At 45.2% G+C, this 22,072-nt stretch carries 18 protein-coding genes; 7 read left to right on the forward strand and 11 right to left on the reverse strand.

All coding sequences use genetic code 11. The features are described 5' to 3' along the window. Positions 1-249 precede the first annotated feature (249 nt). Positions 250-1,821, reverse strand: a complete 1,572-nt coding sequence (locus HMPREF9447_RS06520) for a hypothetical protein (protein WP_009128908.1) — start codon at positions 1,819-1,821, stop codon at positions 250-252. A 322-nt stretch (positions 1,822-2,143) separates the two neighbouring features. Between HMPREF9447_RS06520 and lnb the strand changes: the two genes are divergently transcribed. The 5 genes from lnb (at position 2,144) to HMPREF9447_RS06545 (ending at position 10,129) form a co-directional block, all read left to right on the forward strand. After that, positions 2,144-3,340 carry a lipoprotein N-acyltransferase Lnb gene (lnb, locus tag HMPREF9447_RS06525; protein WP_009128909.1) on the forward strand — a complete coding sequence of 399 codons (1,197 nt, stop codon included), beginning with the start codon at positions 2,144-2,146 and terminating at the stop codon, positions 3,338-3,340. Further along, positions 3,341-4,909, forward strand: a complete 1,569-nt coding sequence (locus tag HMPREF9447_RS06530; RefSeq protein WP_009128910.1) for an alkaline phosphatase family protein — start codon at positions 3,341-3,343, stop codon at positions 4,907-4,909. It abuts the gene before it with no gap. Between the two features lie 152 nt (positions 4,910-5,061). Continuing rightward, positions 5,062-8,355, forward strand: coding sequence for a preprotein translocase subunit SecA (secA, locus tag HMPREF9447_RS06535; RefSeq protein ID WP_009128911.1), 3,294 nt, complete (start codon positions 5,062-5,064; stop codon positions 8,353-8,355). Between the two features lie 151 nt (positions 8,356-8,506). Beyond that, positions 8,507-9,616: a DUF6340 family protein gene (locus HMPREF9447_RS06540; protein WP_009128912.1), complete on the forward strand. Its 1,110-nt coding sequence runs from the start codon at positions 8,507-8,509 to the stop codon at positions 9,614-9,616. Positions 9,617-9,682: 66 nt separating this feature from the next. Then, positions 9,683-10,129 carry a hypothetical protein gene (locus tag HMPREF9447_RS06545; RefSeq protein ID WP_009128913.1) on the forward strand — a complete coding sequence of 149 codons (447 nt, stop codon included), beginning with the start codon at positions 9,683-9,685 and terminating at the stop codon, positions 10,127-10,129. Positions 10,130-10,234: 105 nt separating this feature from the next. Here the strand turns inward: HMPREF9447_RS06545 and HMPREF9447_RS06550 are convergent, their stop codons facing one another. Together HMPREF9447_RS06550 and HMPREF9447_RS06555 are read right to left on the reverse strand one after the other, a co-directional pair. Further along, on the reverse strand, positions 10,235-12,868 hold the full coding sequence (locus tag HMPREF9447_RS06550; RefSeq protein ID WP_009128914.1) for a valine--tRNA ligase: 2,634 nt from the start codon (positions 12,866-12,868) through the stop codon (positions 10,235-10,237). 63 nt (positions 12,869-12,931) lie between these two features. Next, positions 12,932-13,573 carry a hypothetical protein gene (locus HMPREF9447_RS06555; RefSeq protein WP_044137514.1) on the reverse strand — a complete coding sequence of 214 codons (642 nt, stop codon included), beginning with the start codon at positions 13,571-13,573 and terminating at the stop codon, positions 12,932-12,934. A 114-nt stretch (positions 13,574-13,687) separates the two neighbouring features. Between HMPREF9447_RS06555 and HMPREF9447_RS06560 the strand changes: the two genes are divergently transcribed. Together HMPREF9447_RS06560 and mazG are read left to right on the forward strand one after the other, a co-directional pair. After that, entirely contained in the window at positions 13,688-14,737 is a 1,050-nt protein-coding gene (locus HMPREF9447_RS06560) for a DUF3810 domain-containing protein (RefSeq protein WP_044137516.1), read from the forward strand. A gap of 26 nt (positions 14,738-14,763) precedes the next feature. Further along, a complete protein-coding gene (gene mazG, locus HMPREF9447_RS06565) occupies positions 14,764-15,561 on the forward strand; it encodes a nucleoside triphosphate pyrophosphohydrolase (RefSeq protein ID WP_009128917.1) in 798 nt (265 codons plus the stop codon). Between the two features lie 100 nt (positions 15,562-15,661). Here mazG and HMPREF9447_RS06570 read toward each other — a convergent pair whose 3' ends face one another. From HMPREF9447_RS06570 to HMPREF9447_RS06610, 8 genes are all read right to left on the reverse strand, one after another. Next, positions 15,662-16,138, reverse strand: a complete 477-nt coding sequence (locus tag HMPREF9447_RS06570; RefSeq protein WP_009128918.1) for a hypothetical protein — start codon at positions 16,136-16,138, stop codon at positions 15,662-15,664. A 36-nt stretch (positions 16,139-16,174) separates the two neighbouring features. Next, positions 16,175-16,549 carry a hypothetical protein gene (locus HMPREF9447_RS06575; protein WP_009128919.1) on the reverse strand — a complete coding sequence of 125 codons (375 nt, stop codon included), beginning with the start codon at positions 16,547-16,549 and terminating at the stop codon, positions 16,175-16,177. Positions 16,550-16,597: 48 nt separating this feature from the next. Continuing rightward, the gene (locus HMPREF9447_RS06580; RefSeq protein ID WP_009128920.1) at positions 16,598-17,152 is read right to left on the reverse strand and encodes an RNA polymerase sigma factor; all 555 of its coding nucleotides are present in this window, start codon (positions 17,150-17,152) and stop codon (positions 16,598-16,600) included. Between the two features lie 20 nt (positions 17,153-17,172). Continuing rightward, positions 17,173-17,493, reverse strand: a complete 321-nt coding sequence (locus tag HMPREF9447_RS06585) for a T9SS type A sorting domain-containing protein (protein WP_009128921.1) — start codon at positions 17,491-17,493, stop codon at positions 17,173-17,175. An 85-nt stretch (positions 17,494-17,578) separates the two neighbouring features. Further along, the gene (locus tag HMPREF9447_RS06590) at positions 17,579-18,493 is read right to left on the reverse strand and encodes a ribonuclease Z (RefSeq protein WP_009128922.1); all 915 of its coding nucleotides are present in this window, start codon (positions 18,491-18,493) and stop codon (positions 17,579-17,581) included. A gap of 80 nt (positions 18,494-18,573) precedes the next feature. Further along, complete coding sequence (gene rpsA / locus HMPREF9447_RS06595) at positions 18,574-20,370, reverse strand: 30S ribosomal protein S1 (protein WP_009128923.1); 1,797 nt, start codon at positions 20,368-20,370, stop codon at positions 18,574-18,576. Positions 20,371-20,588: 218 nt separating this feature from the next. After that, complete coding sequence (gene coaW / locus HMPREF9447_RS06600; RefSeq protein WP_009128924.1) at positions 20,589-21,416, reverse strand: type II pantothenate kinase; 828 nt, start codon at positions 21,414-21,416, stop codon at positions 20,589-20,591. 280 nt (positions 21,417-21,696) lie between these two features. Beyond that, positions 21,697-21,930, reverse strand: coding sequence for a YecH family metal-binding protein (locus tag HMPREF9447_RS06610; protein WP_009128925.1), 234 nt, complete (start codon positions 21,928-21,930; stop codon positions 21,697-21,699). Positions 21,931-22,072: the final 142 nt, after the last annotated feature.

The following is a 22,072-nucleotide window of genomic DNA, read 5'->3' on the forward strand; positions in this document are numbered from 1 at the left end:
TAATAGCGGTCATTTGCCAAAGGACAACAATAGAAATTCCAAAATAAAGAGATAAAGAGCATTTCCTTTTTAATACAAAATGTCAAAGAACACTTGATTCTTACTTTTTACACAACCTCCCGGGAGGAGGAGAATTGAGATAGTACTACTTATCATTAGCTTCATTTCTGAGCAGTTTTGAATGAATTCCCTAATAAATTACTTTGTGATAAAAAAAATCGTTGACGAACTGATTTCGTCAACGACTCGTCAGGAAATGAGGCGAAGCTTCTCTTTATTGACAAATGCTTCATAGGCTTCTATATACCTCTTATAGTTACTCACCAGATTTTCGGGCTGTGCATCCACATCCAGCATCGAGGCAAGGAAAATCGCATATTCCTTCTTATCGCCACCCCTGTGCTTTTGATAATGAAAGAAAAGACCGTAAAGCACCTCTACATACCCTTTCAGGATTTTCACCTGGTTCTTGTGAGCCAGTGAAATCTGGCCGCTCTGCAAAAAAGACAGGAAATCATTTTCCAGCCACTGAACATGTTCGGAACTCATCAGATAGCCCCCTCTGGGGCCGGGTACTTTGTACAGAAATGCCAGGAGTGTATGTACTTCGCCCATATCGGGCAACTGGACTGCCAACGGACGCGAAAGCGGAATTGAAAGTTTCTCGTCGGACGAAATAGATATGAACGGACGCGAATAGTTCTGTTCGTAAAGCTCCTGCCTGCTCTGTAGGTAGCTGCGTAGCATGCGGGGAAGACTTGCCTCGTACGCAACAAGTGGACTCAGGAATCCCAGACAGGGCTCATTCAGCTTTCTGAAAGTCCACTGCGAAGCCCCCCGACCCTCGTTGTAATGCAAATGACCGGCATACTGATCGTTGCACAGGTCGTTCAGACAAGTCCTCATCCATTGCTCGTCAACAAGCTGACTGTAAGGAATCCTATCATCGGACCGGCAACTGCTGCGAAGAAGGAAAAGGAAATTCTCAAGCGCCACAACACCCTGCCACAGACAGGCTTCGGTATGCGAATACAGCTTGTTCCCGGCAAGCAGTGCCACCAAATCATCATAAAGTTGCATAGCATCTGCCTCACACTTTTCTGTGATATCCATACTGACCAAACGCTTCACCCGATTTCCGGCCTGCAGAATATCATACTTCAGTACCTCACACTCGTGGACAGGATGAAAGTAACGGGCATCGTTGAACAGATACCGATAACCCATATAATCAGCACTCTGCAACAAATGCCCGAAATTTATAGTCAGTTCCAGATATAGTGAAGCCAATGCCCCCTTCAACTGTCCGCACAACTCAGCCGAAAGCCCTCTGCGAGAGGCTTCGTCCACCCATACCCCGGTGTCGTACACCTCTTCGAGCACTTCGCACAGCAACAGACGCGCATCAGTGTCGGAACGCAACTGGCTGATTCTCTCTTTCAGCAACAATTTCAACCACCGGGCCTCGGCACGAAGAAGGGCACTGTAGAAACGATAGCAAACAGTGGGTTGCTCCTCGCAATAAAGTACATTCAGGGTATACTCCATCTCTTCCACCCTCAAGCGGCAGAGGGCAGCAGTGGCATTGAAATCCGGGAAATGGGATGCCGACGGTAGGAAATCAAAAGAAGGGTAAGGCAGGTCAACGTGCCAATCGGATAATATTTCCCTCAACCGCTCCGTCAACTCGTCCGACGCCCCCGGCAAATCTTCCAGCTTCCACGTGGCTTGCTGAAGCCGCGCAGAAATGTAATGCTGCCCCTCCAAACTGGAAGGGGACAATGCACCACTGAAGATGGCGTTGGTCAAAGGAGTAAACATAAGATACGATTTTGAGGCTCTTCATTTTAGTTTAACAGGTTAATAATCAGTAGTTCTGCCTTTCTCCAGATACTCATCAGCACAGGGATGACCCCAATCGTTCTTATAGGTTGCATGAGAAGAGAGTGTTGCAAATGTAGTAAACAGTTAATAAATATGCAATTACCTTACGTTAATCATTTCTAAATGCCGACATTTTGTAGGATTTTCAGGGTGGATGGCTGATCTTTACTAAAGAAAACAAAACGAAGCAACGCTTCGACACAAAAAATAGGCAAGCTTATTTTGTACTACTTTCAGTTTGCATTATCTTTGCACCGAAATGAAACGAACCATCCTTTTACTGATTATAAGCGCGTTTTGTGCCATCGGTCTGAAAGCCCAACGCGCCGATTCCATCCGCATCAGCCTGCTGACGTGCGCATCGGGCGGAGAGATATATTCCCTTTTCGGACATACCGCCATCCGCTACGAAAACTATACGCAAGGCATCGATGCAGTTTTCAATTACGGTATGTTCAATTTCAATGCCCCCAACTTCATCTTCCGCTTCGCCCTGGGAGAAACGGATTACCAATTGGGAGTGACAAGCTACGAACGCTTTGCCGAAGAATACGACTATCTGGGACGGGACGTCTGGCAGCAGACACTCAACTTCACCCAAGACGAAAAGGAACATCTGGTTCGCCTGCTCCAGGAGAACTACCGCCCGGAGAACCGCGTGTACCGCTACAACTTCTTCTACGACAACTGTGCCACCCGCCCACGCGACCAAATTGAGAGCGCCATCGACGGCTCCCTGCAATATACTGACAATATGACCGAAAACAACACGGGAGTCTCTTTCCGTGACTTGCTGCATAAATATAGCGAAGGCCACCCTTGGTCGCGCTTCGGCATGGACATGTGCATGGGCAGCGAAGCCGACAAGCCCATCAACCGGAGACTGATGATGTTCATCCCTTTCTACGTGCAGGAGTACTTCAATACAGCCCAAATCGTAAATAAGGAAGGACAGGCCCGTCCGCTGGTATCCGCCGAAGAGAAAATAGTAGTGACCGGACTGACAGATGCCGACCACCGCTCCGGAGGCATCACCCCGATGCAGGCTTCCCTACTGCTGTTCATCGTGGTGACAGCCGTCACCATTTATGGCATACGGCACCAGAAGACTCTTTGGGGAGTGGACTTACTCTTGTTTTTCTGCGCAGGAGTGGCCGGATGCATCCTTGCTTTCCTCGCTTTGTTCTCCCAACACCCGGCAGTAAGTCCCAATTACCTGCTATTTGTATTTCATCCTCTGCACTTGTTTTGCCTCCCGTGGATGATAAACAAGGTGAGAAAACGGCAGAAAAGCAGGTACATGGTAGCTAATTTTATCGTTTTAACACTTTTTATACTGCTTTGGGCGATAATACCGCAAAGATTTGACTTAGCTGTATTACCTTTGGCACTTTGTTTGCTGGTACGTTCAGCAAGCAATCTTGTTTTGACATCGAAAAAGAGAGAAAAGAGATAAATGAAAAAGGGACTGATTACTTCCATACTCGCACTAACATTCACCGGTCTGCAAGCGCAACCGTTGCCCACCGCCCCGAAACTGGTGGTGACGCTGACGATTGACCAGTTGCGCACCGATTATATGGAAGCATTTTCGTCCTTATACGGAGAGAAAGGTTTCAAGAGGCTGATGCGCGAAGGAAAGGTGTTCTACCAGACCGAATTCCCCTTCAACGGAGCAGACCGCGCTTCCGCCATTGCTGCCATCTACAGCGGCACAACGCCCTCAATGAACGGCATTATATCCCGACATTGGATGGACATCAATACGCTGCGCCCGGTGAACTGCGTGGACGACGCCGCTTTTATGGGCAACTTCACCGACGAAAACTCCTCTCCCTCACAACTACTGACTTCCACTATTGCCGATGAACTGAAGATAGCCACCCGAAACAAAGGTCTGGTATACGCCATCGCCCCTTCACGCGACGCAGCCGTGCTGGCTGCCGGACACTCCGGAAACGGCGCTTTCTGGCTGAACGAAAACACAGGCAAGTGGTGCAGCACTACATATTACAGCGAGTTCCCGTGGTGGGTGAGCCAATATAATGAAAAGAAGTCACCCGATTACCGCATCCGCGACATGGTGTGGGAACCCGTACACCCAATCACTCGATATACTTTCCTGCCGGAATGGCGGGACCAAGCTTTCAAATATAAATTCGACAGCGAACGGATTAATAAATTCCGCCGGCTCATTACCAGCCCCTTCATCAACGACGAGGTGAATCTGCTGGCAGAAGAGCTGCTGGATAAAGGCACTATTGCAAAAGACGAAATTCCGGATTTGCTGGCGCTGACCTATTATGCTGGAAACTATAACCATAGGAGCACGCAGGAATGTGCCATGGAGATGCAGGATACCTATGTACGCCTGGACAACAGCATCGCTTCCCTACTCGACCTCATCGACCGCAAAGTAGGCCTGCACAACGTGCTGTTCTGCATCACTTCCACCGGGTATGCCGACGCCGAAGCTCCCGACCTTGCCCTCTACCGCATCCCGGGCGGAGAGTTCCACCTGAACCGCTGTGCCACGTTGCTGAACATGTACCTCATGGCTACGTATGGCGAAGGGCAGTACGTAGAGACTTATCATAACCAGCAGATTTATCTTAACCATAAACTCATAGAGAACAAGCAGCTGGATTTAGCGGAGATACAAGACAAATCCGCCGATTTCCTGATACAATTCAGTGGGGTGAATGAAGCGTATTCCGCCCATCGCCTGTTGCTGGGTCCCTGGTCGCCCCAAATTGAACTTGTACGAAATGCTTTCCATCGCAAACGCTCCGGCGACCTGCTGGTAGACGTATTGCCGGGCTGGACTATTGTAGAAGAAAATGTCACCGACAATCGCGTAGTGCGACATGCCGATGTCCCCGCTCCGCTCATCTTCCTGGGTGGTGGAGTGAAACCCGAAACCATACGGGTTCCTGTCAATATTACCCGCATAGCTCCTACCCTGTCAAGTGCGATGCGCATCCGCGCCCCGAATGCTTGCACAGCTACTCCGCTAAACTTCTGATTAGAGAGCTAAGAGCTGAAAGTTGAGTGTTTTACTCAAAAACAATTCGCAAACTTCTCGTAAATCAGCATTTTAATGTAACTTTGTCCCCGTATTCGGGATAAAGTTATACCTGAATCAATTTAGTAAATAATAATAAAAACAGATATATAATGGGATTTAATGAATTATTAAGCTCGATTTTCGGCAACAAATCCACACGCGACATGAAGGAAATTCAACCGTGGGTAGACAAAATCAAAGCCGCTTACCCGGAAGTTGCCAAACTCGATAACGACGCCCTACGCGCCAAGACAGAAGAACTGAAAACCTACATCTACAACTCCGCCACCGAACAGCGCGCCAAAGTAGAAGAGCTGAAAGCAGGTATCGAGGAAATCGAACTGGAAAACCGTGAAGAGGTTTTCACGCAGATAGATAAGATAGAAAAGGACATTCTGGAAACCTACGAGAAAGCACTCGACGAAGTGTTACCCGTAGCCTTCTCTATTGTGAAAGAGACTGCCAAGCGTTTCTCAGAAAATGAGGAAATCGTAGTTACAGCTACCGAGTTCGACCGCCACCTGGCTGCCACGAAAGACTTCGTACGCATCGAGGGCGACAAAGCAATCTATCAAAACCACTGGATGGCAGGCGGCACGGAAGTCACCTGGAACATGGTGCACTATGACGTGCAGCTCTTCGGTGGTGTGGTATTGCATAAAGGTAAGATTGCCGAAATGGCAACGGGTGAAGGTAAGACCTTAGTGGCTACCCTCCCGGTATTCCTCAACGCCCTGACCGGAAACGGTGTGCATGTGGTGACCGTGAACGACTACCTGTCAAAACGTGACTCCGAATGGATGGGACCGTTGTATATGTTCCACGGCTTGAGCGTGGATTGCATCGACAAGCACCAACCCAACTCTGACGCACGCCGTCAGGCATATCTGGCAGACATCACGTTCGGTACGAACAACGAATTCGGTTTCGACTACCTGCGTGACAATATGGCCATCAGCCCGAAAGACCTCGTACAGCGCCAGCACAACTATGCCATCGTCGATGAGGTGGACTCCGTATTGATTGACGATGCCCGTACGCCGTTGATTATTTCCGGTCCTGTGCCGAAAGGTGAAGATCAGTTGTTCGAACAACTCCGCCCGCTCGTAGAGCGCCTGGTGGAAGCTCAGAAAAAACTGGCTACCCAATATCTGGCCGATGCCAAGCGTCTCATTGCTTCTAATGACAAGAAAGACCAGGAAGAGGGTTTTCTCGCCCTGTTCCGCAGTCATAAGGCATTGCCTAAAAACAAGCCTTTGATTAAATACCTGAGTGAGCAAGGCATCAAAGCCGGTATGCTGAAGACTGAGGAAATCTACATGGAGCAGAACAACAAACGTATGCACGAAGCAACCGACCCGTTGTACTTCGTCATCGAAGAAAAACTGAACAGTGTAGACCTGACAGATAAAGGTGTGGACTTGATCACCGGTGACTCGGAAGACCCTACCCTCTTCGTATTGCCCGACATCGCCGCACAACTCTCCGAACTGGAAAATGAAACACATCTGACTGACGAAGAACGTTTGGCTAAGAAGGACGAACTGATGACCAACTATGCCATCAAGTCAGAGCGTGTGCACACCATCAACCAGTTGCTGAAAGCATACACCATGTTCGAGATTAATGATGAGTACGTTGTTCTCGACGGTCAAGTGAAGATTGTGGACGAGCAGACCGGACGTATCATGGAAGGTCGCCGCTACTCCGACGGTTTGCACCAGGCCATCGAAGCCAAGGAAAACGTAAAAGTGGAAGCTGCCACGCAGACATTTGCCACTATTACATTGCAGAATTACTTCCGTATGTATCACAAACTCTCGGGTATGACCGGTACTGCCGAAACGGAAGCAGGTGAGTTGTGGGACATCTACAAGTTGGACGTAGTGGTAATCCCCACCAACCGCCCCATTGCCCGTAAAGACATGAACGACCGCGTTTACAAGACGAAACGCGAGAAATATAAAGCAGTTATCGAAGAAATCGAACAGTTGGTGCAAGCCGGACGTCCCGTTCTGGTAGGTACTACATCAGTAGAAATCTCCGAAATGCTGAGCAAGATGTTGACTATGCGCAAGATTGAGCACAACGTCTTGAATGCCAAATTGCACCAGAAGGAAGCAGACATCGTAGCGAAAGCCGGTTTCAGCGGAACAGTAACCATTGCTACCAACATGGCAGGTCGTGGTACTGATATCAAGCTGAGCCCGGAAGTGAAAGCTGCGGGTGGTTTGGCCATCATCGGTACCGAGCGTCATGAATCCCGTCGTGTAGACCGCCAGTTGCGCGGACGTGCTGGACGTCAGGGTGACCCGGGTTCTTCCGTGTTCTTCGTGTCACTGGAAGACGACCTGATGCGTCTGTTCTCTTCCGACCGCATCGCAGGTGTTATGGACCGCCTCGGCTTCAAGGAAGGCGAAATGATTGAGCACAAGATGATTTCCAATTCCATCGAACGTGCACAGAAGAAGGTGGAAGAAAACAACTTCGGTGTACGTAAACGCTTGCTGGAATATGATGACGTGATGAACAAGCAGCGTACCGTTGTGTACACCAAACGCCGTCATGCCCTGATGGGTGAACGTATCGGTATGGATATCGTCAACATGATTTGGGACCGCGTTGCCGCTGCCGTTGAAGCACCCGACTACGAAAACTGCAAAATGGACTTCCTTCAGACACTTGCCATGGAGGTTCCTTTCAGCGAGGAACAATTCCGCAATGAAAAGAAAGAGAAGCTTACAGACAATGCCTTTAATGCGGCAATGGAACTGTTTAAACAGAAGACGGACCGCATGGCACAAATTGCTTATCCGGTCATCAAGCAGGTTTATGAGACTCAAGGACATATGTATGAGAATATCCTTATCCCCATTACGGACGGTAAGCGCATGTATAATATCTCCTGTAGCCTGAAAGCCGCTTATGAGAGCCAGTGTAAGGAAGTGGTGAAAGCTTTTGAAAAGTCAATCCTGCTGCACGTCATCGACGAATCATGGAAAGAAAACCTTCGTGAACTCGATGAGCTGAAACATTCTGTGCAGAATGCAAGTTACGAGCAGAAAGACCCGTTGTTGATTTACAAACTGGAGTCTGTAAATCTGTTCGACGCAATGGTCAACAAAATCAATAATCAGACTATCTCTATCCTGATGCGCGGACAGATTCCGGTGCAGGAGCCGCAGGAAATACGCCAAGCTGCTCCCGAACAAAAACAGGATATGAGCAAGTATCGCGAACAGAAAGCAGACCTGAGTGACCCGAATCAACAGGAAGCCGCCCAGCACGACACGCGCGAAGTAAAGCGTGAACCGATGCGTGCGGAAAAGACCGTAGGACGTAATGACCTTTGTCCTTGCGGAAGCGGTAAGAAGTTCAAGAACTGTCATGGAAAGAATGTGTAATCAGTGATTAAGTCTTAGTGATTAGTGATAAGTATGCTAATCACTAAACGCTAATCACTAATAAAAGCCTCAAACGGTTAAAAACTGTTTGAGGCTTTTATATATCCATACAAAAGCGTATTTTTGTTATTCTTAGATAAAGAAGAAGCTTATGACCAAATATTCATACTCCCTATTAGTCTGCTGCGCTATACTCTTTGGTGGTTGCCAAAGCATAGAGCAACTGTCCATTGACTATATGTTGCCGGCGGAAGTCAGTTTCCCGGCCAGCCTGAAACGTGTAGCTGTGGTAAATAATATGCCACCTATCCCGGACAATCAGTTGATTGTAGAAGAAGCTGATGAGAAGACAAAAGACAAGACAGAAGTAGCACGTAAGACGACCTACTTCAACGGGGATTCCAAAACCGCCACAGAATCACTGGCCGAAGCACTTGCTCATGAGAATTACTTCGATGAAGTCGTCATTTGCGACTCCGTCCTGCGCGCCAATGACATGATTCCACGCGAAAGTACACTTAGCAAAAACGAAGTGGAAAAACTTACCGAAAGCCTGGATGTGGACTTCCTGATAGCCCTGGAAAATGTACAGATACGTTCTCTTCGCAAAATTGAGTATTTGCCGGAGTGGGGAGCATATGTAGGCACCCTCGACGTTAAAGTGTATCCTACTGTAAAAGTGTATCTGCCCAAGCGAAGCGGCCCGATGGTAACCGTCAACGCCAATGACAGTATATTCTGGGAACACACGAGCGCTAATATGGCTTTAGCAGGCTCAGGTCTCATTACCGATGAAGATATGCTGAAAGAGGCGTCTGAATTTGCAGGTACTGTTCCTGTCAAGCACATACTGCCATACTGGACCACAGCTTCCCGCTATCTGTTTACGGGTGGTTCTGTGAATATGCGCGATGCTGCCGTTTTTGTTCGCGAGGACAATTGGGAAAAAGCAATCGAGCTTTGGAAGCAGACTTATGAAAAAAAGAAAAAAGGAAAGCAGAAAATGTATGCCGCCTACAACGTAGCTTTAGGGTATGAAATGCAGGACAGCCTCTACAAAGCCGAAGAATGGGCATTGAAAGCACAGAAGGAGGCATATGACATCGATAAAATAGAAGAGAAGAAAAATCAAGTCAATGTAGATTTCAGCGATGTCCCCAACTACTTTACAGTGACCCGTTATTTGAATGCATTGCAGGAACGAAAGGAAGGGATGACCCGTCTGAATGCCCAAATGCAACGATTTAACAACGATTTTTAATCAAATGATGCGGGAGTAATTGTTTTTTTTATACCTTTGAACATCCATTAAGAAAGAATATCTATTATGAAACTGAGCCAAGCATCCTTATCGCTCCTCGAAACGACTATTAAACAAGCAGTCGACAAGTACACTTGCGGCTGTGAGCAAACCATTGTGACCGACATCCATCTGCAAGCAAACCAAAATTCCGGTGAATTGACTGTATTTGATGATGAAGACGAAGAATTGGCAAACATAACCATTGAAGAATGGCTGACTTATGACGGAGACGACTTCTATGAAAGTGTGGAACGCACTCTTGTCAACTTACTCAATAATCTGAAGAATAGCGGTGACTTCGACAGACTGACGATTCTGAAACCTTACTCATTCGTACTGGTAGATGACGAAAAAGAAACAGTCGCCGAGTTATTACTAATGGATGACGATACACTGCTCGTGAATGAGGAACTGCTGAAAGGACTGGATGAGGAGTTGGACGATTTTCTGAAAGATTTATTGGAAAAATAATTCTATAAATAGTAACCGGAGATTTACTCCTGGCATAAAATAGTTAGCCCTTGCAATAATTAATTATTGCAAGGGCTAATTGTTTCTTGTATAAGCTAAGTTGTTTTACGCTTTCTTCAATGCAGCAATACTCTCTTTCAAAGAATTGATGATACTTTCTGCATCTGCCTGCTTCTTGCGTTCCATCTCAAGAACAGCAGCAGGAGCATTATTCACGAACTTCTCGTTGCTCAACTTCTTCATCACACCTTGCAGGAAGCCTTCTTTATGTTTCAGCTCGGCTTCCATACGGATGATTTCAGCTTCCACATCAATCATGTTACCCAAAGGCACAGCATATTCTGTTGTCCCTACCATGAATGAAGCTGCCCCATCTGCTTTGGCATCCACCACTTCGATAGCTGAAAGGTTACACATCTTTGCAATAACTGCGTTGAATGCAGCAACCGGGCTCTCACCCACTACCTGCAGTTCCAGTGCTTCCTTCTGAGCGATATTCTTCTGCAGACGGATAGAGCGAACATTACTGATCACCTCTTTCACCACTTCGAATTGCCGAATAGTCTCACCGTCTACATGGGTATTTATAGTCAAAGGACATACCATGAGGCTTTCACCTTCTTCGCGCTCATACATCTGTTGCCAGAGTTCTTCGGTAATGAACGGCATGAACGGATGAAGCAAGTGAAGCAGGTTATCGAAATAACCAATCGTAGCACCATGAATTGAACTGTTGATACCTTGCCCATAAGCCGGCTTAATAATTTCGAGGTACCAGGAAGAGAATTCATCCCAGAACAATTTATAAACAGCCATAAGAGCTTCGCTCAAGCGATATTTACTAAACAAGTCAGCTACCTCAGCAGCAACCTCATTCTGTTTGGATTCAAACCATGATGCCGCCAGTCTTGCAGCTTCGGGTACAGGCTGATTGTCATCGATTGTCCAACCGCTTACCAAACGGAAAGCATTCCATATCTTATTACAGAAGTTACGTCCCTGCTCGCAAAGTGCATCATCAAACAATATGTCATTCCCGGCAGGAGCCGCCAACATCATACCCATACGCACACCATCGGCACCAAACTTCTCAATCAACTCCAGTGGATCGGGCGAGTTACCAAGAGACTTGGACATTTTGCGTCCCTGCTTATCACGAACAATACCTGTAAAATATACGTTCTTGAATGGCATTTTTCCTTCATATTCATATCCTGCCATAATCATGCGGGCTACCCAGAAGAATATAATATCCGGACCCGTCACAAGGTCACTTGTGGGATAGTAATAATCAATTTCTTCATTGCCCGGATTGTTAATGCCATCAAACAAAGAGATAGGCCACAACCACGAAGAAAACCAAGTATCCAGGCAGTCTTCATCTTGACGAAGATCTTCCATCGTCAAAGCAGAATTACCCGATTTTTCTTTCGCCAACTTCAGAGCTTCTTCTTCCGTAGCAGCCACCACGTAACCTCCTTCCGGAAGGAAATATGCCGGAATACGATGTCCCCACCACAACTGACGGCTGATACACCAGTCCTTGATGTTCTCCATCCAGTAGCGATACGTATTCTTATATTTGGCGGGATAGAATTTCAAATCATCATTCATTACCGGCGGCAAGGCCATATCTGCGAAATGCTGCATTTTCAGGAACCATTGCATGGAGAGTTTCGGCTCGATAACTACATTAGTACGTTCAGAGTAGCCTACCTTGTTAGTATAAGCCTCCACCTTGTCCAACAGACCGGCAGCTTCGAGGTCCTTCTCTATCTGCTTACGTACGTCAAAACGATCCATGCCGATATAAAGACCGGCAGCTTCGCTCAACGTTCCATTATCATTGAAAATATCGATGCTTGGCAAGTTGTACTTCTCACCCAGCATGTAGTCGTTCACATCATGGGCAGGAGTAACCTTCAAACAACCGGTACCGAATTCAATATCTACATACTCATCTTCAATCACCGGAATAACACGATTCACCAAAGGCACAATTACGTTTTTGCCTTTTAGCCATTCGTTTTTCGGATCGTTCGGATTGATACACATAGCAGTATCACCCATAATCGTTTCAGGACGGGTAGTAGCCACTACAGCATAGCGTCCTTCCGAATCACCTTCTACTTTATAGCGCAGATAATATAACTTACCATGTTCTTCCTTATAGATAACTTCCTCATCAGAGAGAGCGGTCAAAGCTTTCGGATCCCAGTTTACCATACGCACACCACGGTAAATCAAGCCTTTATTGTAGAGGTCTACAAATACCTTCAGCACGCTTTCACTACGTTTTTCATCCATAGTAAAGGCAGTACGGTCCCAGTCACAGGAAGCACCCAGTTTACGAAGTTGCTTTAGGATAATGCCGCCATGTTCATCAGTCCACTCCCAGGCATGTTTCAAGAATTCCTCACGGGTAAGGTCAGTTTTCTTGATGCCTTGCGCAGCAAGCTTATTCACCACTTTAGCCTCAGTAGCAATAGAAGCATGGTCGGTACCCGGCACCCAGCAGGCATTCTTGCCTTCCATACGGGCACGGCGTACCAGAATATCTTGAATGGTATTATTAAGCATGTGTCCCATGTGCAACACACCGGTGACGTTAGGAGGTGGGATGACGATGGTATAAGGCTCACGACCATCGGGTTTTGAACTGAATAATTTGTGGTCTAACCAATATTGGTACCACTTTCCCTCTACGTCAGCAGGGTTGTACTTACTTGCTAATTCCATATCTTTAAATCTGTATATAATTAGTGTATCGTGAATAACGGGCGCAAAATTACTAAATTAAATTCAAATCTTACCACCCTCCGGCCCTTTCTGTGCAGAGAACGATAATTTATATCCTTCATAAAGGGCTATTCCATAAAATACGATTGTCATAGAGGCTATGTTCTCCACTACCACTGACATTACCTCACCATAATCGGCATTCAGGAGAACTTCCATAAAGGAAACATCATTGTCCTTTGCCACCCAGCCTACGATAGAGAAGAAATCGCCCATAACGCAACTCACCAATGCCAATGCTGCACCAATGATACCGAATATAGGACGTACTCCTTTTCCCTGGCGCATCGCTATTCCTACCAGAAAACCTACACCAATGGCCATATACCCTATTTGATACCCGGTAGAAATAGATACCAAAGCCCACGCCACAGCCCCCACAATACATGCCAGCACTCCCAGCAATACTGCTTTCGATAAATTCTCTCCAGCCAGGAGTTGTTCCCTATCCACATGTGCTGAATAGTCTTCCGGTTTCGGAGTGGGTGCCATCTTTTCTAACTCTTCGTCTTTCTGATAGCTCTCGCATTCGCCCTGAAAAGCAGGGATAGCTCCTGTACGTTTGCAAACCAGTCCTCTTCCATTTACGAAATCGCGTGAAACGCAATTACGGCAATAGCGTTCAATGTCATTCTGCTCAGTCATAACCACAGTGTCTAATGTTGTCACTTAATTAATAGTTTTTGTGCAAATATAAAGCTATTTTCCTGCGTGACATTTAATAAATGTATATTTTTGCCTTTCAAATATGATTTGAGAATGGAATACAAGCAAAAGATTCGTTATATAGCATTATGTGTGCTGTTATTGACTATTTGGGGCACGCAACTCATCCCGGCTATGGGAAAAGTATATGCCCATAATATATATCCGGTCATTGCATACTGCCTATCCTCCTTCTCACGACTGATTCCCTTTGCCATCGGAGATTTATTCATAGCCCTCAGCATCGCAGGCGTACTTCTCTACCCTATTTATGCCCGCTGCTTTCAAAAGAAGAAATGGAAGCGGATTCTGCTGAATGATATCGAATATCTGTTATGGATATACGTTTGGTTCTACCTTGCATGGGGATTGAATTACTCCCAACCCAATTTCTACCAGCGCACAAGCATCCCCTACACTGCATACACGCCGGATAACTTTCAGGAGTTTGTTGATGATTATGTTGAAAAGCTGAATGCATCCTACGTAGATGTGACTACAATCAACAAAGACCTCATCCGCCGGGAAACTGTTAGCGGCTACAATCAGATTAGCGACACATTGGGCGTACACCGTCCTTTCCACAAATCTCCCCGGGTAAAGACAATGCTCTTCACCCCGTTGATATCCATGGTCGGAGTCACCGGAAGCATGGGGCCATTCTTCTGTGAATTCACCTTGAACGGAGATTTGCTCCCTTCACAATACCCTGCCACATACGCCCATGAACTGGCACACTTATTAGGTATCTCCAGTGAAGCGGAGGCCAACTTCTATGCTTATCAGGTATGTACTCGTTCGCAGGCACGAGGTATCCGTTTTTGCGGATACTTCTCCGTATTGGGACACGTACTTGTCAACGCTCGCCGACTGATGAATGAAGAACAGTACAAAGAACTTTTCAACAAGATACGCCCTGAAATCATAGAACTGTCTCAAAAGAACCATAAATACTGGATGGAAAAATACAGCCCCCTTATTGGAGACATACAAGACTGGATATATGACCTGTATCTGAAAGGGAACAAAATACAAAGTGGGCGTAAGAACTATTCCGAAGTAGTGGGATTACTTATTTCCTACGAAGCCTGGAAAAAAAAATAATAATTAAAAATTAATAATTAAAACTCATGTCACATACAAGAAAAGAACAGATGGAAGCCTTCGGACGCTTCCTCGACATACTCGACGAACTTCGCGAGAAATGTCCCTGGGACCGCAAACAGACTAACGAAAGTCTGCGTCCCAATACCATTGAAGAAACCTATGAACTTTGCGATGCCTTGATACGCAATGATAAAGACGACATCTGTAAGGAACTGGGCGATGTATTGCTCCACGTGGCCTTCTATGCCAAAATAGGTTCGGAGAAAGGCGATTTCGACATGAAAGACGTGTGTGACCGCCTATGCGAAAAGCTGATCTTCCGTCATCCCCATGTATTCGGTGATGTAAAAGCCGATACCGCCGGACAAGTTTCTGAAAACTGGGAACAACTGAAACTGAGAGAAAAAGGTGGAAACAAGAGCGTCCTAAGTGGTGTACCCTCTGCCCTTCCCTCACTAATCAAAGCCTACCGTATTCAGGATAAAGCCCGCAATGTCGGTTTCGACTGGGAAGAGCGCGAACAAGTCTGGGACAAGGTAAAAGAAGAAATTCATGAATTCCAGGAAGAAGTAGCCCATATGAATAAGGATAAGGCAGAAGCCGAATTCGGGGATGTACTATTCAGTCTCATCAATGCTGCCCGCCTCTACAAAATCAATCCGGACAATGCATTAGAACGTACCAACCAGAAGTTTATCAATCGTTTCAACTATCTGGAAGCACACACCATCAAAGAAGGCAAGAACCTGCACGAAATGACCTTAGAAGAGATGGATGCCATTTGGAACGAGGCTAAAAAGCAAGAAAAACAAGCTGATTAAAGGATTGAGCGCCAAAGCAACAAGGGGACAAGGAGCTGCGTTATCATAACACATGGTCCTTGTCCCCTTGTTTCCTTATCCTCTTGTCAACTGATATATCCTATTTCTTCTTTCCTTGCGGTTTCTGAGGTTCTCCACCTTTTTTATTATGCATTCCCTTCAGCAACTCGCGATTAAAGCGCATTTCAGCACGCTGCACCAAATATATCTTTCTACTCGGAATGATTTTCTTGAACTTCTCAAAATAAGTTTTCTCCAGACGATTGGTAGCAATACGGGCATCATATACGCCCTCTAAAATCTCATTATATTGCGCCTCGGTGGTCTTTTCGTCCTTTCCTTTGCGAAGTAAGTTCCATGCTTCATCATTCAACTGTTTCTTGCGATCCTGCAACTCAAAATAAACAGGAAAGAATTTAGCAGCTTCCTCCTTGGTCAGTTCCGCTTTTTCCGTGATATACGCTTTCTGCTTAGCACGGAATTCATCCGGAGACAAATGTTGGTTGCATCCGTCCATGGCCCACAACAAGGGTGTGAAACTGCACATTACAATAAATAAAACAATCAGTTTTTTCATTTTCTTCTCAATACAATTAAGTTGTTCGCACTCACATCATTCTACACTGGCATCCGTGAGATAGACATACAACGAATAATCATCCAGCATGGAGTTATCCAATACCGTACTGATATATTCATCAGAAACGACTTCCGTTTCAGTATCATCCATCGCTATTTGATCAGTCGCAGGTGTACGGTCAGCAGAAGCAACGCGGATAATCAATGCTGCACCGGCAAACATGGCAGTCATATATAACCACGGCTTAATTCTCTCCCACTTCGTAGGTTCTTTTTTAATAAATACAGGGGTCTCCTTTTCCGGAAGCCGGCTCATCACCTCTGAAGTCAGATTTTCAAAGTATCCGTCAGGAACACGAAAAACATTTTCCTTTCCTACCTTCTTCAAGATGTTATCTTCTTCTTTCATAAGCTTTTTTCCTTTCTGTTAGGTTAGACTACGTTTTTTAGTAAAGGTTTAAACCTCTCCCTCTAAAAACTTCTCGATTTTTTTAACTGCATGATGATATGAGGCTTTCAGAGCACCGACAGATGTGCCGAAGATGTTGGACATCTCCTCGTATTTCATTTCCTGATAATACTTTAGATTGAATACCATACGCTGTTTCTCCGGTAAAGTAAGCAATGCTTTTTGCAAGGATCTCTGTGCCCGGTCACCGGAAAAGTAAGGATCACTCTCTAACTTTTGAAGCACGGAAGCATCTTCATCATCAATAGAGACAGTGGACACAGCACGCTGTTTATTCAGAAAAGTCAAACATTCATTCAAGGCAATGCGATAGAGCCACGTAGAAAGCTTCGCATCTCCGCGGAAATAATCAATATTCGTCCATGCCTTGATGAAGGTATTCTGAAGTAAATCATTGGCATCTTCATGCAAAAGCACCATACGACGGATTTGCCAGTATAATTGTTCGCTATATTGCGCAACAATCAACTCAAATCCTCGCTTTTGTGTACTTTCCTCTTGTAGAAGCTCCAGTACTTCGCGTTCATTATAGGAAGGATTCATAAGTATCTATTCCGTTTTGTTTATTTGATTACCACTTTCCGCACGACATTTCCAATCTTAAAGATGTAATAACCCTTAGGCAAATTCACCTGAACCGTGGCATCCGTAGAGTCAATGCGTATAGTGGTAAGTTTCACGCCTACAATATTGTAGACTTCCATTTGGGAACCGGGGACCGCATTCTGCACACGTACCTGGTTATCCGCCGAAACAGTCAGTACAATTGTAGAAGACGGCTGCTCTTTCTGCGCCGTTTCCTGCTTCCGACCGTCCTGCGCCCATGCTACGGACTGCGACGAAAAAGTCAACAAAAAGAAAAAACAATAGAGTAACTTTCTCATCTATAAGCCTATGTTTTCAAATTATTCCGTACAAATATACGGTATTCGATTCGATAAAACAAAAATCATCTCGCTAAATTAGCGTTTATATACTCAAACATAATGTCTCCTTCGCCAACACTGTCTCAGGAAAGATTGCCGAAGCCTCATGAAGCAGCACATTCTCATCTTCATAACGAGCGGAGAAATGTCCAATCAGCAACTTCTTCACTCCTGCCGCTTTGGCTATCTCTCCTGCCTGAACGGCTGTGGTATGAAAAGTCTCCCTTGCACGAGGCAAATCCGCACTTGCAAAAGTAGCTTCATGGAACAGTAAATCCACTCCTTTAATCTGCTCTGCTATCTCAGGCATATAAATGGTATCCGAACAATAAGCATAACTTCGTGGCAAGTCCGACGGGCGGGTTAATACAGAGTTAGCAACCGTTTTACCTTCGGGAGTCACATAGTCTGCCCCATTCTTTATCTTGTTCAATTCATACACCGGCACTTCATAAAAGTCAATCATTTCCCGGATTATATGATTAGGACGCTGTTTTTCTGCAAACAGAAAGCCACAACAGGGCATACGGTGACGCAATGGAATGGTAGTAACCGTCAGGGAGCGATCTTCATATATCACTCCAGACTCCTTTGTTTCAAACTCATGAAAAAGAACTTTATACATCATCTGCCGACAAAAGAAGTCCAACATCGGAGTCAACAAAGCTTCCAATCCCTTCGGTGAATGAATATGCAACTCTGCAGTACGTCCCAGCAGATTAAGCGTAGAAATCAGCCCCCATAAACCAAAACAATGATCACCATGCAAATGGGAAATAAAGATATGATTCAGGCGAGAAAACTTCAGCCTGGATTTACGAAACTGCAATTGCGCTCCTTCCCCGCAATCTATCATATAAAGTTTATCACGCACATTCACTACTTGCGAAGAGGCAAAGTGACGGGTGGTAGGCAACGCGGAACCGCAACCGAGTATATGTAGTTCAAATTTCTCCATGATGCTGCAAAGATACGGAAAAAAAAGAAAGGGTGCCTGTTTTCACAAGCACCCTTTACCTTATTTATATATAGAAGTGATTACTTCTTTCCAGCTTCCATTTGCTCTTTCAAAGCAGCCAAAGCGTCGATGTCGCCCAAAGTAGTAGAAGCAGCTTGGTTCTGGATAGACGGAGCGTCTTCTCTCTTGTTACCGGTCACCTTCTTGTTAGCAGCTTTCTTTTCAGCTCTTTCTTCTGCCTTTGCAGCATCTTCGAAGATACGGCTGTGAGAAAGGATGATACGCTTAGCGTCCTTATTGAACTCGATAACCTTGAATGACAGTTTCTCATCCATCTGAGCCTGAGAACCATCTTCCTTAACGAGGTGTTTCGGAGTAGCGAAACCTTCTACACCATAAGGTAGAGCAACAACAGCACCCTTATCCAACATTTCGATGATAGTACCTTCGTGTACAGAACCTACAGTAAATACTGTTTCGAATACATCCCAAGGATTTTCTTCAAGTTGCTTGTGGCCAAGACTCAAGCGACGGTTTTCTTTGTCGATTTCCAGTACCTGAACTTCGATGTCAGCACCAATCTGAGTGAATTCAGACGGATGTTTTACCTTCTTAGTCCAAGACAGGTCAGAGATATGAATCAAGCCGTCAACGCCTTCTTCGATTTCAACGAATACACCGAAGTTAGTGAAGTTGCGAACTTTAGCAGTGTGCTTAGAGCCTACAGGATACTTCTCTTCGATAGTTTCCCACGGATCTTGTTTCAGTTGTTTGATACCCAAAGACATCTTACGTTCTTCGCGGTCCAGAGTCAAAACTACTGCTTCAACTTCGTCACCTACCTTCATAAAGTCTTGTGCAGAACGCAAGTGCTGTGACCAAGACATTTCAGATACGTGAATCAAACCTTCAACACCCGGAGCGATTTCGATGAATGCACCATAGTCAGCCATAACGACCACTTTACCCTTCACCTTATCACCAACTTTCAGTTCAGCGTTAAGAGCATCCCAAGGATGCGGAGTGAGTTGTTTCAAACCGAGAGCGATACGCTTCTTCTCGTCGTCGAAATCGAGGATAACAACGTTGAGCTTCTGGTCGAGTTCAACCACTTCCTTCGGATCGCTTACGCGGCCCCAAGACAGGTCAGTGATGTGAATCAAACCATCTACGCCACCCAGGTCGATGAATACACCATAAGATGTGATATTCTTAACGGTACCCTCAAGAACTTGTCCTTTTTCGAGCTTACCGATAATTTCTTTCTTCTGTTGTTCCAGTTCAGCTTCGATAAGAGCCTTGTGAGAAACAACCACGTTCTTGAATTCCTGGTTGATCTTAACAACCTTGAATTCCATAGTTTTGCCAACGAATACATCGTAGTCGCGGATAGGTTTCACGTCGATCTGAGAACCCGGCAAGAAAGCTTCGATACCGAATACGTCTACGATCATACCACCCTTTGTGCGGCACTTAATGTAACCCTTGATAATTTCTTCGTTTTCCAAAGCAGCGTTCACACGGTCCCAAGAGCGAGTAGCGCGAGCTTTACGGTGAGACAGAACCAACTGTCCTTTTTTGTCTTCCTGGTTTTCGATGTATACTTCTACAGTATCACCAATCTTCAAGTCAGGATTGTAGCGGAATTCATTCAAAGGAATGATACCGTCTGATTTGTAACCGATGTTCACAACAACTTCACGTTTGTTCATCGCGATTACAGTTCCGTCAACTACCTCACGGTCGTTAACTTTGTTAAGCGTACTGTCGTAAGCTTTTTCCAACTCTTCGTGGCTGGCACCACCGAAGGTTTCGCCATTTTCATAAGCATCCCAGTTGAAGTCTTCAACAGGAGCTACATTCTTTAAATTTTCCATTAAATAAAATAAGTTGTTTAATAATTAATTGAGTGAGACATTATATTAGCTCATAAATTCGGGCGCAAAGATAGGAGTATTTTCTTGAAGAACAAAAAGTTCTATCCGTTATTTCTCGGTATTTTTACATCCGGTTCGTATAAAACAATTGGAAATTTTGCCTAAAGTGTTTCATATAGAAAACAAAAATAGAGTAAAAACACTCTGTATACAGAACGTTACTTTTCTTTTTTTATATACGCCAGCGCCGCCCCTATCGCCGTCCTATATTCTGCATATTGTGGAATATGAAAGCGAACCCCGTATATCTTTTCCATATTCGGAAAGACTTCATGGCATTGTGGAAATTTGGTCAGATTACCTATCAATACGAAATCTTTAATAGGACTATTGAAAGCAGACAGCACCGCCGCACCACCTATCGTCTGCAACACCATATAAATAATACCTTTTGCAATATCTTCCTGCGAAGCATTACTATCCGCTTTTCCAAACAAAGAAGCAGTGGCATGCACCGGAAGATCCGGCAAAGGGCGGTTACAAATATCTCCGATCTGCAAGTTTACACGAGTAACGTCACCTTTCTCAGCAATGGCTGCAATCTGCCTGAAGTCATGCGTCTTCAGCAACAAACGGGAAAGTCCCTGCAACGTACCTCCACCAATTGCCATTCCGCCGATATGTTCTATCTTCTCCCCGTCAATCCTTACGAAAGAAGTACCCGTACCCATGCTGACAACAATCAGTTGGTCAATGTCTGTGGCATGACGGGCACCCAATCCATTCGCTAAAAACTCATCGACCTTACTGGTGGGTAGACCATACAACGGACTGTCAACAAATGCACTACCCACTCCCGTCAGCATCACCTGCTCTATATCCGAAAGCTGAATACCATTGTCATAAATATACTTACCGAAAGCTCCGAATAAAGAAGTCACCGGATCAGTCGCAGTGATAAACATCGGTGACTGTATCTGTTCTCCGTTTATTCCGACAATCTTTGTAGTGCTTCCTCCAACGTCTATTCCTATTACAATTCCCATAGTTCCAATATTGTATCCGCCTGCAAAGGTACAAATTGTTTTATAGCTGATGTATATTCAGACATTTTTTGTTGCATACCCCCACAGGAGAAACACGTTTTGGTCAGGAACTCTTCCGCACCCCATCAAGTTCGCTATTCCTTCGCTCCTATACGGGGACGGAAACAGCGAAGCGGGTACGAGGAAGGTAAGAAGGAGATACGAACCGGATATGATGAAGAGTATTTTGTTCCATTTCTCGGATACAAAAAAGTATTTCATCTGATATTGTCCGGCAACATCAATGGTTACAAACCTTAGTGATATCTACAGTAAATCCACTATCGGCAGGCATAAATTTGCCTTTCGCTTTCAGAAACTCTATCAGCGCATCTGCATCCATATCTTCTGCCGAACAAGTGTAGAAGTGTTGATGCTCACCGAATTTCTGAATGATTGCCTCTTTCAATGATGACTCCGAATAACTGTTGCCTTCCATCATGTGAAGGACTTCATGAGCATGTAACTGTTCCATAATCTATTTTTTCTGCAAAGATAACGCAACAGGCAGAACGGAATTGTAACATATGTGACACCGATCAATAAAAATAAAGAATCATCGTTAAAAGCTCTTTTTTATCCCCCGATATACGTTTCGGAATATTTCTACGTTAATA

Source organism: Bacteroides oleiciplenus YIT 12058 (genome assembly GCF_000315485.1).
In the GTDB taxonomy this organism is placed as follows: Bacteria; Bacteroidota; Bacteroidia; order Bacteroidales; family Bacteroidaceae; genus Bacteroides; species Bacteroides oleiciplenus.

Coding starts and splice junctions, on each gene's coding strand:
- HMPREF9447_RS06520 (WP_009128908.1), bottom strand. CDS start 1,821: ATGTTTACTCCTTTGACCAACGCCATCTTCAGTGGTGCATTGTCCCCT.
- lnb (WP_009128909.1), top strand. CDS start 2,144: ATGAAACGAACCATCCTTTTACTGATTATAAGCGCGTTTTGTGCCATC.
- HMPREF9447_RS06530 (WP_009128910.1), top strand. CDS start 3,341: ATGAAAAAGGGACTGATTACTTCCATACTCGCACTAACATTCACCGGT.
- secA (WP_009128911.1), top strand. CDS start 5,062: ATGGGATTTAATGAATTATTAAGCTCGATTTTCGGCAACAAATCCACA.
- HMPREF9447_RS06540 (WP_009128912.1), top strand. CDS start 8,507: ATGACCAAATATTCATACTCCCTATTAGTCTGCTGCGCTATACTCTTT.
- HMPREF9447_RS06545 (WP_009128913.1), top strand. CDS start 9,683: ATGAAACTGAGCCAAGCATCCTTATCGCTCCTCGAAACGACTATTAAA.
- HMPREF9447_RS06550 (WP_009128914.1), bottom strand. CDS start 12,868: ATGGAATTAGCAAGTAAGTACAACCCTGCTGACGTAGAGGGAAAGTGG.
- HMPREF9447_RS06555 (WP_044137514.1), bottom strand. CDS start 13,573: ATGACTGAGCAGAATGACATTGAACGCTATTGCCGTAATTGCGTTTCA.
- HMPREF9447_RS06560 (WP_044137516.1), top strand. CDS start 13,688: ATGGAATACAAGCAAAAGATTCGTTATATAGCATTATGTGTGCTGTTA.
- mazG (WP_009128917.1), top strand. CDS start 14,764: ATGTCACATACAAGAAAAGAACAGATGGAAGCCTTCGGACGCTTCCTC.
- HMPREF9447_RS06570 (WP_009128918.1), bottom strand. CDS start 16,138: ATGAAAAAACTGATTGTTTTATTTATTGTAATGTGCAGTTTCACACCC.
- HMPREF9447_RS06575 (WP_009128919.1), bottom strand. CDS start 16,549: ATGAAAGAAGAAGATAACATCTTGAAGAAGGTAGGAAAGGAAAATGTT.
- HMPREF9447_RS06580 (WP_009128920.1), bottom strand. CDS start 17,152: ATGAATCCTTCCTATAATGAACGCGAAGTACTGGAGCTTCTACAAGAG.
- HMPREF9447_RS06585 (WP_009128921.1), bottom strand. CDS start 17,493: ATGAGAAAGTTACTCTATTGTTTTTTCTTTTTGTTGACTTTTTCGTCG.
- HMPREF9447_RS06590 (WP_009128922.1), bottom strand. CDS start 18,493: ATGGAGAAATTTGAACTACATATACTCGGTTGCGGTTCCGCGTTGCCT.
- rpsA (WP_009128923.1), bottom strand. CDS start 20,370: ATGGAAAATTTAAAGAATGTAGCTCCTGTTGAAGACTTCAACTGGGAT.
- coaW (WP_009128924.1), bottom strand. CDS start 21,416: ATGGGAATTGTAATAGGAATAGACGTTGGAGGAAGCACTACAAAGATT.
- HMPREF9447_RS06610 (WP_009128925.1), bottom strand. CDS start 21,930: ATGGAACAGTTACATGCTCATGAAGTCCTTCACATGATGGAAGGCAAC.